Below are 13193 nucleotides of genomic sequence, written 5' to 3' on the forward strand. Positions count from 1 at the left end.
GCTGATCATGTCTGTCGTTCTCCGCTGGCAGGGCGTCAAGTCAATGATGGCAGATTGCTGGGGTTTTTAGAGGCTCCTATCAGTCGATAACGCCACCGCAAGCGTGCCGCGGCCGTCCCACCAGTCCTTGCCGGCGATCCCTGGGTTGTAGACGAGCAGGGCGCGGCCGTCGCGCAGCATCACTGCGTCGGTGCCGGAGTTGGGGTTCTCTACCTCCAACAGTTGCATCGGTTGCCAGTGCAGGCCGCCGTCGGTTGCGAAGGTGCTGAATAGTTTGTTCTGCTGGCTTCGGCCGAGCGCCTGCACGCGGCCATCGGCATGCAACAACAGGCTGGGCTGGATCGCGCCGATCACTGTCGGATCATTGAGCGGCATGCCGCGTTGCCAATGTGCGCCGTCGTCGTCGCTCCATTCCAGATGCGCACGCCAGCCACGGTTTTCGCTGCTGCTTGGTGCAAGGATGCGTCCGTTCGGCAACTGCACCGGCTTGTTCTTGATCGGGCCGAGAATGCCGTTAGGCAGACGCTGCGGTGGCGACCAGCGCGCACCGTCGTCATCTGAGGTGATGCGCAGGCCCCACCAATCGCGCGGAGTGGGGCCGAGCTTGTAATACAGCTGCACCGGCCCGGTGGTGGACTGAAACAGCGCCGGATTCCAGGCCGGCAGCGCGGCGCCATTGACGCCTGCGTGCGCGCCGTCGGCGATGCGGCGCGGTGGCTGCCAGTGCTGCGGGCCGCGTTGTGCGAGCCAGATGCCGACATCGGCCGCACCCTCGTGCGCGCCGCCGAACCAGGCCGCCAGCAGTGTGCCGCCGCGGGTTTCCAATAGCGTGGAGGCGTGTGCCTGTGGCGTCGGTGCCGGGTTGACGATGAACTCGCTGAGCACAATGGGCGAGAGCGATGGCGAGGGCGGCGGCATAGGCGATTGGGCTTGGCCCGCGAAGGCCGCAAGGCTCGCAACAAGGCAGGTCAGCCGGCGTGACGGAGGCATCGTGGTCCAGTCCTGTGCGGATTTTAAAGATACCTATTTATCATCTATTAAATACCATATGCTCTGGTCATTCCAGGCGGCTGTGGTCGCCGACCACTGCGAGGACCCGCGATGTCATCACACCCGCTCTCCCCGTTGCGCTGGCTAGCCGTACTTGGCCTGACCGCGTTGACTCTGCCCACCGCCATCGCGCAGAACTTTGCCGAGGTGAAACCCTCGCCGCAGCAGGTCGCCTGGCAGGACCTGGAGTTTGGCGTGATCGTGCATTTCAATCCCAACACTTGGCTGGATCAGGAGTGGGGCGACGGCACCGCCAGCGCTAAGACCTTCAACCCGACCAATGTGGACCCGGGCCAGTGGGCGCGCGCGGCCAAATCGGCCGGTGCGACATACGTGATTCTGGTGGCTAAGCACCACGACGGCTTTGCGTTATGGCCTACCGCCGAGAGCAATTATTCGGTCAAGAACAGTCCGTGGATGGGCGGCAAGGGCGACCTGGTCAAACTCACCAGCGATGCGGTGCGCAAGGAAGGGATGGGCTTTGGTGTGTACCTGTCGCCGTGGGATCGCCATGAACCGAAATACGCCGATTCCAACGCATACGACAAGTTTTACGCCGCGCAATTGGTGGAGCTGGCCTTGCATTACGGCCCGATCACCGAGTGGTGGCTGGACGGCGCCGGCAGTGCCGGGCACGTGTACAACTTCGACAAGTACATGGAAGAGCTGCGCACCTATCAGGCCAATGCGATGGTGTTCGCCGACACCGCGTTATTCGAGTACGGCGATGTGCGTTGGGTGGGTAACGAGGCCGGCTTTATCGAAGGCGAAAACTGGAACGTGATCGATCGCCATGGCTACTTGCGTTGGCGCCCGGTGGAAGTGGATACGCCGCTACACAAGCTGCAATGGTTCTGGCATCCCAATAGCGATCAGACGCTCAAGAGCGTGGATGAGCTGGTGGAAATCTGGGAAAAGAGCGTGGGGTTGGGTGGCCAGCTGGTGCTCGGCATTGCGCCGGACAAGCGCGGGTTGTTGCCGGATGCCGATGTCAGACGGTTGCAGGAACTCGGCCAGGCGCTGCAGGCGCGCTACGGTGCGGGCAAGAATCTGGTGGCCGGCAATCTCAAGAAAACCGACGGCATCGACGCGGCAGTGGATGGCGATCGCGAGACATTCTGGAGCGCGCCGGCCGGTTCGCATAACGCGGTGCTGGAGCTGCAGTTCAAACAGCCGGTGACCTTCGATAGCGCGCTGAGCATGGAGTGGATCAACGACGGTCAACTGGTGCAGAAATACGCGGTGGAAGCCTGGCAGCACGGCAAGTGGGTACCGCTGGCGAAGGCGCAGGCGATCGGCCGGATGAAGATCGATCATTTCGCGCTGGTGACCGCTTCGCGGGTGCGCTTGAACATTCAGTCCAGCGCGGATGCGGTGCATATCCGCGAGTTTCAGTTGTTCAATACGGGGACCGGTGCCGCTGCGCGCTGAGCGCTGAGCGCCTCGTGCAGCGGTTGCACGCGGTCATAGTGGTGCTGGGACGCGCATTGAGCGCCAGCGTTGCGATCATTCAATCGCATGCCGGCAAGCGGCTATCGGGATGGCGTGGTGCGCAGTCGGCTTGGCGTTGGGTAGCGCGCTGCGGCAGCGGTCGTGTGTCGCCAACGGCGCTGGCTTGCAGCGCCGGTCGCTCAGGCGGCGTTGTCGTCGCGTTCTTGCGGCGGCAGCAGAATCTGCGGCTGTTTGGCCGAATGGGTCTGGCACAGGAACGTCATCAGGTGCGCCGCTTCGGTGCTGCCGATGGGTTGGCTGGGGGCGTGCTTGCTGTGGACGTGTTCGGCAAAGGCGTGCTGGGTCTGCTCCGGAACCGTGGAGACAGGGTCTTGCGTAACGGTGGACGACGACATGAAACGCTCCTGGAACTCACCAACTGACCGTCGCCCGATGGAACGACGGGAATGCGCCACTGCCTTCCACAACGGCGTGAGCCGGTGATCTTGCCTGGAACGGCATCGCTCCGATACCACAATCGGTAGTAGACGCTGCGCAGGCGGTGGACGCCCAGATAACGGCGCGGGCGCGGCGGTCTGAAGGGCCGTTGCTGAGCGTGCAAACATCTCTGGCTGATCTGGTTCACGTTCTGGCAACGCATGCAGCGGAGCCAGCCAAGCACCAGTTGCCTCGGCAGGCAGCAGGCGGCAAGCCTCCACGACGCCGACCACCCGAACGCTTGCTCCAGGTGGTCGGAGAAGCCCGACTGATCTCATTGCTCAGTGACGCAACGCCAGTTCGGCCATGTCGTCCAGGCGTTGCTTGGTGTGTCGCCAATCCGGCAGATGGGCATCGAGCAGGCGATAAAAGCCCTTGCCGTGGTTGTGGATTTTCAGGTGACACAGCTCGTGCAGGATGACGTAATCGATGCAGGCGCCAGGGACACGGATTAGACCGAGATTCAAGCTGATCCTTCCTAAGGGCGAGCAACTGCCCCACTGGCGCTGCATCATCCGCAGTGAGAGAGGGGGCACCTGTTTGATCCAGCGCAGGTGGTCGGCCATGTCCGCCACGCGCTGCGGCAGCAGCAACCTGGCGCGCTCGCGCTGCCAGCCTTCCAGCGCTGCGCGCACCACCTCGGGCGCACGGCTGGGAACCCGTGCTTCGACATAGCCGCCACGCAGGCGTACACCGTGCACCTGGTCGTCAAGGATCACCTTCAGCCGGTAGCGTCGCCCCAGATACAGCACGGTTTCACCACTGACGTATTCGCGTGGGGTGACGTGCCGCAGGCGCCGTTCGATCTCCATCAAGTGCAGGTGGATCCAGCGTGCGCGCTGGGTCAGCGCCCATCTGATCTGGGCGTCGGTCGCCTGCAGCGGTGCGTCCAGCCGTACGCGGCCATCGGGTTCCACATGGATGGCTACGCGTTGGCTGCGCCGCAACGCGGATCGTTGGATCTGACAGTGGATGCGGCGCTCACCGTAGGTCACCACCATCTCGGCATTGGTCTGAATCGGTGTCACGTGCGGCCAAGCCCAATGCGCGTGATGTGCACGACCTGCTCCACGATGGCCTTGGCACGGTCCAACCCGACCAGATCGAAGATGGGGGGAAGCAAGGTCTGGCGAATCTGCGACTCGATGCTGTGCAGGTTCAATGAGTGCTCGGCAATGGCGGTGCGCACCACGCCATCGATCGTCAGTGCCAGATCGGCCAGGTTTTTTGCCTCGGCAGCGCTCTTTGCGTGTATGGCATCCTCGCCCAATTCCAGCACGATCGCGCCGTAGTAGGCACTGGCATGGGGGTTATCGGCCAATGCCACCGGAATGCTGGGGATCTGCCTGACCTCCAGGCGCTGCTCGAAGGCCTTGAACACTGCGTATTGCTTCAAGGGATGATTGAACATGGCTTCTGCCTCGGCAATGGCCTCACGCAACAGCTCGCCGAAGACTTTTTGCGCGTACGGGTCGCTGGCCAGGTCCTGCTCGATGGTCTTGCGCAGACGCGTCTGGATCAGATCGGCCTCGTTGCGGGTCTTGTCCTCCGACCAGCTCTGCGGATCTTCGCGCTTGCCCAATGCATGCACGACGTACGCACCCGGGGATTCGCGCACCTCGCGACCGATCACCTGTTTGTCCACCAGCTTGCGGATCTGCTCTTCGTAGATGCTGTAGTCCACGGTTTCCATCGCATCCTGGCGTGCGGTCCTGCGCAACCAGGAGAAGAAGCGCAGGTCGCGTTTGTAGCGGTCGATCAAGGCATCCGGAAAGGCGGCGTCTTCAAAGAAGCTGCGCGAGGAGAGTGCGGTCTGCAGGCACAGGCCGAACTCGGTCAGCACGGCGGAGACATCGTCGCGCAGTGTCTGCCGCGCGTCGTAATCGGCGCCCTCTTCGTCGGAGACGAAGCGCGGGCTCAGGTGCTGCCGGAACTGCTCCGGATCGTCATGGCTGGCCAACCCGTCGAAGAACGCCCATAGCCTGGCATTGAGCGCAGGCAAGCGTTTGTACTCGGTACTGATCGCCTGGTACAGGCCTTCGATATCGGCCACATCGAAGCCGCCTTGGGTCCGTGTTTCCAGGTCCTGATACGCGCGTACCGCCGTGTCCAGTTCGGTCAGGATGCCGCGGTAGTCCACCAGGATGCCGTAGCGCTTGGCATCGTGCAGGCGGTTCACCCGTGCCACCGCCTGGATCAGGTTGTGGCACTTGAGCGGTTTGTCGATGTAGAGCACTGCATTGCGCGGCTCATCGAAGCCGGTGAGCAGCTTGTCCACCACGATGAGCAGATCCGGATCGCCATCGCCACCGAAGTCGCGCACGGTCTGCCGCTCGTACTCCTGCGGATCCAGCCGTTGGTCGGTGATGGCCTGCTTCCACCATTGCTGTACATCGGGCAGGGTGTCTTCATCGACGTCGCTGTTGCCCTCGCGGGTATCGGGCGGGGAGATCACCACCGCGCCTGTCAGCAGGCCGGTCTCGTCCAGGGCGCGCTTGTAGCGGATGGCATCGCGCTTGCTGTCGGTCGCCAGCTGGCCCTTCAGGCCCAACGGTTTGATGTTCGCGTTGAAATGCGCCGCGATGTCCCAGGCGATCAGCTCGATGCGATTGGTCGCCCCATAAATGGCGCGCTTGCTGGCGAACTTCTTTTTCAGATCTGCGCTCTGCGCGTCCGAGAGCCCGGCGGTGATCTTGTCGAACCAGCGGGTGACCGCCGCCTCGTTGACCTCCAGCTCCGGCACGCGTTCTTCGTACAGCAGCGGGGCCACGGTCTGGTCTTCGACTGCGCGCTGCATGGTGTAGGCATGCAGGATCGGGCCGAACGTGTTGGCGGCTTTCTCGTTCTTGAGCAGCGGGGTGCCGGTGAACGCCAGATAGGCCGCATTGGGCAGCGCCTTGCGCATGCGCTCGTGGGTTTCGCCGCCGTGGCTGCGGTGGCCTTCATCCACCAGCACGATCAAATCGGCCGAGGCGTTGTGGCATTCGGGCAGCTTGGTGGCCGTGGTGAACTTCTGTACCAGCGAGAATGTGATGCGCTCGCTGCCCTGGCCGATGCGGCGCGCCAGATCGCGGCCGGTCGTGGCCTTGCTGCGCTCGCCCTCTTTTTTGGTGCCGACGGCCGAGCCAAACGCGCCGCCGCTGATGAAGTTGCGCGATAGCTGCGCCTCCAGGTCGGTACGGTCGGTCACCACCAGCACCCGGCACTGCGTCAAGGCCGGATCCAGCACCAGCGCCTTGGTCAGAAACACCATGGTGAAGCTCTTGCCTGAGCCGGTGGTGTGCCACAGCACCCCGCCCTGGCGTCCACCATCGGGGCGACGCGTGCGGATCCGCGCCAGCAACGCGCGGATGCTGAAGAACTGCTGGTAGCGCGCCACGATCTTGCCCACCTTGCGGTCGAACAGCACAAAACCGCGCAGTACCTCCAGCAGCCGGGCCGGCGTGAGCAACCCGGCCAACAGGCGGTCCTGCTCGGTGGGCAGCATGGGCTTGGCCCACAACGCCTGGCAGTAGGCCCGCAGCGGCGCCGGCTTGCCTGCCAGCAGGGCATCGCGGGTGGCCGCAGGCACTTGCAGGTTCTTGAGGCGGCAAAGCTGCGCCTGGTCGAACTGCTCGTCGCGCCAGCGCGCCCAGAATTTTGCCGGGGTGTGCGTGGTGCCGTAGCGCGCCTCGGTCAGGCTGATGGCAACCAACAATTGCGCATAGGCGAACAGCTGCGGAATCTCTTCTGCCCGCTGGTTGCGCAATTGCTGGCTGACCGCTTCATCCACCATCGATTTGCCGGCATGCCCGGCATCGGCGCGTTTGGTTTCGACCAGCACCAGCGGGATGCCGTTGACGTAACCCACGATGTCGGGCGTGCGCGTATGCGTGCCGTGGGTGGAGAGCACCTCGCATTCTTCGGTGATATCCCACAGGTTGTGGGCTGCATCGCCCCAGTCGATCACCGCGATAGTTGGCTGATGCTTCTTGCCGTCGGGCATGAATTCGGTGACGGTGATACCCAGCGTCAACAGTTGATACAGCCGCTCATTGGCAGCCAGCAGCCCATCGCCCAGCGGCAGCGCCGACAGCTCGCGCACGATCTGGTCGATGCCGCCCGGCGAGAGCGGGTAGGTCTGCCCCTTGTAGTCGAAACGACGGCGCTGCAACGTCTCGATCAGGCGCGGCAGCAACAGCACCTCGCGGGTGCTGCCGCGCAATGCCAGGCATTGCGCACTGCTGAGATAGCGCCAGCCCAGGTTGCACAGCAGGTGCAATGCGGGCAGCTGCGCGCTGGCCTGTTCGCGGGTGTCGGGCGCGCTGTGGGTCATGCGGGTTCTGCCTCGTCGGCTAGCAGGCGCACGCGGCGTTTGCCGGTGAGGAGTTGGGACATCAGGGCGGATTTTTCTTCCCGCAGCAGACTCAGAAGCTTTTCCTGGGTGGTGACTATGCTCAGTGCTGTATCGATCGCGTCAGCGGTTCGTACTTGCTCTTCCAAACAGGGAGTGGGAATCGAGACTCGCAACAAGTCATTGGGATTGACACGCCGTGCCTTGCGGCCGCCATTGGCCAGGCCAAGATGGCCTGTGTAGAACATCTCCCTGGAGACATAGTGCAGGAACCACCTGGGGTCGACGCCTGGCAGAAAATCAAAAGCGGGCAGGTCCAAGGTACTTTCGTACCCATCCAGCGCGGCGGGAATGCGTCCGAACGCGCCGTTCAAGAAATCGAGCTTGCTATAGATGAACTGCCCTGCAGAGCGTCGGTAGTAGCGCGTGGATTCGCTGCCGGCGCGCTTCTCCGATTTGCCTACAACGCCTCGGCCGTAGAGCTTGACCGTTATCTTCTTTGCCACATCCCCGCCGGATCCAACCACGCGGCTTTCGCGAATCATTTCGGAAATTGGCGTTGACTGCCAGGACGCGTAATCGCCAAATCGTCGCTGACCGGCCAGCAACGCGTCGCGCAGGACCTCAGCGTATCTGCGGCTGCTGGTGAGTTGCTGCTCGGTGGTGGCGATGGCTTGATCCCAGGTGGAGAGGATGTGGGCGATGCGCTCTTGTTCTGCGAGTGGCGGAAGCACCACCGGGAATGATTTCAACTGCGAAGAGTTGATGCTGGCCAAGTTGGTGCTGCGCTTTGCACAGCTTAAAAAATACGTACGCCCGTATTCGCTCCCGGACAGCGCCGACAAGAAAAACGGGTTGACCAAATCTTTCTTGGCACGTACCGCAAAGACATGGTTCTGGTGCAAGCAAGGATCTACTACGCCATCCCACACAGCGCCACGCCCCAGCTTGTCAAAATCTCCACCTTCGGTCATCAAGATGTCGTCTCGCTGAAGCAAGTAGCGATCAATCTGATGCCGTTCTATGGAAATAGTCTTGAGCTGCGTAAGGTCGATAAAGCCATCTTGCACGTTGGCCACTCGCAGATAAGGCAACTCCACCGGATCAACCAAACCGGTCTTTCCCTTCGCAACACCCGTGCGTACTTCTGCAACTTCATGGAGAGGGCGGCGATTCCAACCTTTAGGTAGCATCGCTTTTTCCCTTGCGCGCCGATTTCTCCACCGACTCCAGCGCCTCGATATCCTCCACATCCACATCCACAGCCTCCGCCTCCGCCTCCGCCTTGCGCCGCTTCTCATCGAACACTACATAGCGCTCATGCGCAATCTGCTGCATACGCTCGTGGCTGACCGTACCGGCATCTTTCAACAACGGCCGTTCGTTGAATTCGACAAAGCGGTCCACGTGTTGGCGCCAGTCGTCCATGCGAAGGTCCCGGCGCTGGCTGGCGCGGTCCTCGGCGTAATCCAAAAACATCGACGCGATACGGCTCAACTGCGCGACCTTCTCTGGGTCGAGAGCGTTCCTGGCAATGATGAGATCGTTCTTGCGCACGCGGCTGGCTTTCCAGCCGGTCAGTGCCATGTTGGGCTTGCTGGGGTCGGCGGGTTCGACCACCAGTTGCGCAGCGGTCTTCTGGCCGTCGGCGGCAGTTGTCACGTCTTCTTTGACAATTGATGCCTCAATCCGAACCTGTGAGAGGGATGCCCATCGCTGCAAGCCAGGCAAGGCGGTTGTCCGGATCGCCCTGGGAAGGGGGGGGTCAAATTGGCCCCCCCCTTGCGGCAAGTGATTGACTTCCAAAGTGGCAAGGCGGCTGTTCATTTCTTGTCCTTGTCCTGACCCGACGCCGACGCCGGCTTGGCGTCCTTCTGCAGCCGCTTGATGCTGGTTTTCGGTGCGGGCAGGTTCTCCGGCAAGGTTCCACCCAGTTCCTGAATGGTCTTGCGCACCGTCTGGCCCACCTCGAAATGGGTCAGGTTGGCGGCCGTCTTGCCCTGCACGTTGTCGCGGCGCAGCTTTTCTTCGGCCTGCGTGGCACGGAACAGGTTGGCCGCCAGTTCGGTGCTGCCCATGTGGTCGAGGATCGTCTGGCTCTTCTTCAGGGCTTTGCGTGCGTGGATATCCTTTGCGCCCAGGCCGCCGTACAACCCCTTGTAGCCATGATCCTGGAAGACGGCGTACTCCAGCGGTGTCTCCACGCCAGCCTGTTTGGCTGCAGCAGCCAGATCCTTGTTGTGCCGGCTCATCTGGTTGCGCAGGAACAGACGCCGCTGGTTTTCGCTCAGGGCATCGAAATCGACGGCTTCTTCGCCCTGGAGGCGTTCGTTGCCGATGCGCGCCAGCCAGCGCTTGAAGGGTTCGGCCTTGGGCGAGGGGATCGATTGAATGATGCGCAGCGCGCCTTCCAGCGTGGTGCAGTTCAACAACTGCGGCCCGCCCGCCGTGGTGACGCGCAACGGTGTCACCAAGGAGTCCCAACTGCCGGAAAGTGTCTCGTCGCGGCGACGCAAGTTGCGTAGATAGTTTTCCGGACTCTCCGAGTCTGTGAGTGCGACGACCACGTCGATGACCGCAAACCACCATTGGCCTTCGTGCCATGTGCGCCGGACTGCAGCACTGTCCTGTGCCGGGAAGCCCTCATCAGCATGCGTGGCGATATCTTTTTTTTCGTCACTCATAGCCAAGCTCCTTGAGATAGGCGGCCATCTGCATTTCGAGTTTTGCCAGCTCGCCTTTTAACTGCTCGCGCTCGCGGCGCACTGCCATCAGGTCGATCTCTGCTTCTTCCTCGAAGGTATCCACGTAGCGCGGGATGTTGAGGTTGTAGTCGTTGTCGGCGATCTCGCCCGGACTTGCCAGGTAGGCGTACTTGTCTACGTTCTGGCGCGCCTGCACCGTGTCCAGGATGCGTTGCAGGTCGCTCTCGCGCAGCAGGTTCTGGTTCTTGCCGTCCTGGTACTGGCGGCTGGCGTCGATGAATAGCACTTTTTTGTCTTTCTTCTTGGTGCGGAAGACCAACACTGCTGCCGGGATGCCGGTGCCGTAAAACAGCTTCTCCGGCAGGCCGATCACCACGTCCAGCAGGTTCTCTTCGATCAATTTCTGGCGGATGCGACCTTCGGCCGCGCCACGAAACAGCACGCCGTGCGGCACCACCACGGCCATGCGGCCCGACTTGGGCTTCATGACCTCGATCATGTGCAGGATGAAGGCGTAGTCGCCCTTGGTGCGGGGCGGCAGACCGCGACGGAAGCGGTCGTGCGGGTCGACTTCGGCGGTATCGTGCCCCCATTTTTCCAACGAAAACGGCGGGTTGGCCACTACGATGTCAAAGTGCTTGAGGGTCTGCGGCTTTGTTAGGCTCCCATGTGTTTTTGCGTTTTTCCCGCGTGCAGCTTCGCGTGCAGCTGCGAACGGATCCCAGCGTTCGCCGTCCAGCAGCTTGGGATTGCGAATGGTATCGCCCCATTCGATACGGTGGTTATCCTCGCCATGCAGGAACATGTTCATCTTGGCCAGCGCCCAGGTGCTGCCGATCGCCTCCTGGCCGTAGAGCGCGTACTTGCCGCTGCCGGTGCGCTCGCGGATCAGCCGGCCGCACTTGAGCAACAGCGAGCCGGAGCCGCAGGTGGGGTCGCAGATTTCGTCGCCTTGCTGCGGGTCCATCAGGCGCGCCATCAACGTGGACACCTCTGGCGGGGTGTAGAACTCGCCGGCTTTTTTTCCGCTGCTGGAGGCAAAATTCTTGATCAGGTACTCGTAGGCGTTGCCGATGATGTCGAGCTGGCCAATGCGTGAGGGGCGCAGGTTGAGTGCGGGCTTGGCGAAGTCTTCCAGCAGGTGGCGCAGCAGGTCGTTCTTCTGCTGTTCTTCGCCGAGCTTGTTGGCGTTGAAGCTGATGTCCTGGAACACGTCGCGCAGCTTGCCCAGGTTGGCGTCTTCGATGGCGTGCAGCGCGGTGTCGATGCGCTCGCCGTTGCCGGGGCGGTGGCGCTGGTCGTACAGGGTGTAGAAGTTGGCGCGGTGCGGCAGTACGAAACGCTCGTTCTTGAGCAGTTCTTCAATCAGGCCGGGCTTGTTGCCGTGCTTGGTGGTGTAGTCGTCGTAATGGTCCTGCCAGACGTCGGAGACGTATTTCAGGAACAGCATGGTCAGCACGTAGTCTTTGTAGACGCTGGGGTCCACGGTGCCGCGGAAGGTGTCGCAGGCAGCCCAGACGGCGGCATTGATGGTGTCCTGGGCGATCTCGGTCTTGCTCATGGGGGTTTCCAAATGCTTAGGCGAGGAGGCGCTCGGCGAGGATCGCCAGCTCGGTGTCGCGGTTGTCGATCAATGCATGCAGGGCAGCGCGCTCTGCCTGTGCGGCCTGCTCCAGCGCAATGGCCGCGTGCTGCAGCGGCAGTGGCGGCAGGCGGATGGGGGTCATGTCCAACACCGTGCGGCGGATACTCAGCTGGTTGCTGCCCTCGGCCGATTGGCGCAGATAGCGTTGTGCCGGCGCCTGATTGAGTTGCCACGCGAGGAAGGCGGGTAACAACTGCTGCGGTGCCTTCACCCGGATGACATAGATGTGCGGGGAACAGAGCGTGCGTGGCGGAGGTGCCTGTGCCAGTGCTGCGAAGGTGTTGCTCCCTCTAGCGATGAACACGATGTCCTGATCCATGAGCCAGTCGGGTTGTTTGCGGCCTTCCACTTCCGTTGCGACCAGCGCGCCGTAGGAGCAGAGCCCGGTGCGCGGGACGTCCCTGATCTGGACGACGCGCACGCTACCGCTGGCGACCTCGGGAATGGACCCGCGAAACGGGTAGCCCATGCGGACGTCCGCTTGCTCGGCGAGTGTGGAAGTGAGTGCATGATTGAGCATGACGCAGAGGGTAGTGCTGCATTTTACTTTTGTCAAAAAAAAAGTGCTTGATTGGCTTTGAAGCACTAAAAATGGATGTATGGGCGTTCGTTGCCTGCTAATCTGGTGGTCAATGAGCAGTGTCTGCTGACATGACAGACGTCCATGCGGTGTACGAGGGGAGGAACGAATGAAGCAATCTTTGGATGGCGATGGCTCCATGCCGGGTTACTACCTGCCCGAGCATGCGCAGCACCGCCTGCAAAAGCTTGGCGAGCACATGCGTTTTCTGGCACGTCTGGCCGAGCCGCGCACCCGCGCAGAAGAGCAGGCCCGGCAACCGGCGATTCGCATGGACGAGCTGGCGTTCTGTCTAGAGTTGCTGGAAGAGCAGGTACGTCTGATTCTTGATGAGGCGCGCTGGCCGGCGACGCTGCACGCTTCGGTTTGAAGGATGCGGGCGGGTGATGGTGTCGGCGCGGATGCGTGTCAGTCCGCATGCGGCTTGTACAGTATGCGATGCTTTCGTTGCAGGCGACTGAGATGCGCGGCAGCCAAGCCTTGTATACGCAGCGCTAAGTAGCATGCGGTCGCTTTAGAGCCTTTTAGCAGTTGAGTGAGGTGTCACGATGGGAATCTGCGTCTCCAAGCAAAGCGTACGCTACGACCATGACATGGCAGATCGGTTTGATGACCATATTGCTGCGCAAGAAGAGGTGGAAAACTCGACTAGGTCGAGCGCATCTGATGCCAGTGTCGATTGGCAGCAGCTGGCGCAAATTGCGCTGAGGCCACCTGCGAAATCCAGAGTACCAAGCCGTGCACGATTGAAAATTGATGCGCTCGCCAACTTTCTTGAGTCCGCAAAATCGCGTTCTGTGGATCCTGGATTGCTGCGTTATGCAGACGCCGTACTGAGCACTATCGAGTATCGGCAGCCCGACCTTGAAATGCTTAAAGGAGCCTCTAAAAACCCCAGCAATCTGCCATCATTGACTTGACGCCCTGCCAGCGGAGAACGACAGACATGAT

General features: G+C 61.8%; 11 protein-coding genes and 1 pseudogene. 3 read left to right on the forward strand and 9 right to left on the reverse strand.

Features of this window, described 5'->3' with window-relative positions; genetic code table 11:
• Window positions 1-78 precede the first annotated feature (78 nt).
• A pseudogene (locus XpopCFBP1817_RS15805) lies at window positions 79-990 on the reverse strand (sialidase family protein); the annotation flags it as partial.
• Window positions 991-1101: 111 nt separating this feature from the next.
• On the opposite strand from XpopCFBP1817_RS15805, the gene XpopCFBP1817_RS15810 reads away from it, so the two are divergent.
• Entirely contained in the window at window positions 1102-2481 is a 1380-nt protein-coding gene (locus tag XpopCFBP1817_RS15810) for an alpha-L-fucosidase (RefSeq protein ID WP_128417833.1), read from the forward strand.
• A gap of 200 nt (window positions 2482-2681) precedes the next feature.
• Here XpopCFBP1817_RS15810 and XpopCFBP1817_RS15815 read toward each other — a convergent pair whose 3' ends face one another.
• From XpopCFBP1817_RS15815 to XpopCFBP1817_RS15850, 8 genes are all read right to left on the reverse strand, one after another.
• A complete protein-coding gene (locus XpopCFBP1817_RS15815; protein ID WP_128417834.1) occupies window positions 2682-2897 on the reverse strand; it encodes a hypothetical protein in 216 nt (71 codons plus the stop codon).
• 363 nt (window positions 2898-3260) lie between these two features.
• Complete coding sequence (locus tag XpopCFBP1817_RS15820) at window positions 3261-4007, reverse strand: YgjP family zinc-dependent metalloprotease (RefSeq protein WP_128417835.1); 747 nt, start codon at window positions 4005-4007, stop codon at window positions 3261-3263.
• Window positions 4004-7294, reverse strand: a complete 3291-nt coding sequence (locus XpopCFBP1817_RS15825) for a type I restriction endonuclease subunit R (RefSeq protein WP_128417836.1) — start codon at window positions 7292-7294, stop codon at window positions 4004-4006. The genes XpopCFBP1817_RS15820 and XpopCFBP1817_RS15825 overlap by 4 nt, the downstream gene beginning before the upstream one ends.
• Window positions 7291-8505 carry a restriction endonuclease subunit S gene (locus tag XpopCFBP1817_RS15830; RefSeq protein ID WP_208619637.1) on the reverse strand — a complete coding sequence of 405 codons (1215 nt, stop codon included), beginning with the start codon at window positions 8503-8505 and terminating at the stop codon, window positions 7291-7293. Before XpopCFBP1817_RS15830 ends, XpopCFBP1817_RS15825 begins: the two co-directional genes overlap by 4 nt.
• Window positions 8495-9139, reverse strand: a complete 645-nt coding sequence (gene rhuM / locus XpopCFBP1817_RS15835) for a RhuM family protein (protein ID WP_244171201.1) — start codon at window positions 9137-9139, stop codon at window positions 8495-8497. The genes XpopCFBP1817_RS15830 and rhuM overlap by 11 nt, the downstream gene beginning before the upstream one ends.
• The gene (locus XpopCFBP1817_RS15840) at window positions 9136-9996 is read right to left on the reverse strand and encodes a BRO family protein (protein ID WP_167393953.1); all 861 of its coding nucleotides are present in this window, start codon (window positions 9994-9996) and stop codon (window positions 9136-9138) included. Before XpopCFBP1817_RS15840 ends, rhuM begins: the two co-directional genes overlap by 4 nt.
• Window positions 9989-11578 (reverse strand): type I restriction-modification system subunit M, encoded by a 1590-nt coding sequence (locus tag XpopCFBP1817_RS15845; protein WP_128417839.1) that lies wholly within the window; start codon window positions 11576-11578, stop codon window positions 9989-9991. The genes XpopCFBP1817_RS15840 and XpopCFBP1817_RS15845 overlap by 8 nt, the downstream gene beginning before the upstream one ends.
• A 16-nt stretch (window positions 11579-11594) precedes the next feature.
• Window positions 11595-12182 carry a restriction endonuclease subunit S gene (locus tag XpopCFBP1817_RS15850; RefSeq protein WP_128417842.1) on the reverse strand — a complete coding sequence of 196 codons (588 nt, stop codon included), beginning with the start codon at window positions 12180-12182 and terminating at the stop codon, window positions 11595-11597.
• Window positions 12183-12351: 169 nt separating this feature from the next.
• Between XpopCFBP1817_RS15850 and XpopCFBP1817_RS15855 the strand changes: the two genes are divergently transcribed.
• Window positions 12352-12612 (forward strand): XAC0095 family protein, encoded by a 261-nt coding sequence (locus XpopCFBP1817_RS15855; RefSeq protein WP_128417840.1) that lies wholly within the window; start codon window positions 12352-12354, stop codon window positions 12610-12612.
• Between the two features lie 178 nt (window positions 12613-12790).
• The gene (locus XpopCFBP1817_RS15860; protein ID WP_128417841.1) at window positions 12791-13162 is read left to right on the forward strand and encodes a hypothetical protein; all 372 of its coding nucleotides are present in this window, start codon (window positions 12791-12793) and stop codon (window positions 13160-13162) included.
• The last annotated feature ends 31 nt before the right edge of the window (window positions 13163-13193 follow it).

It is taken from the genome of Xanthomonas populi (assembly GCF_002940065.1).
Taxonomy (GTDB): Bacteria; Pseudomonadota; Gammaproteobacteria; order Xanthomonadales; family Xanthomonadaceae; genus Xanthomonas; species Xanthomonas populi.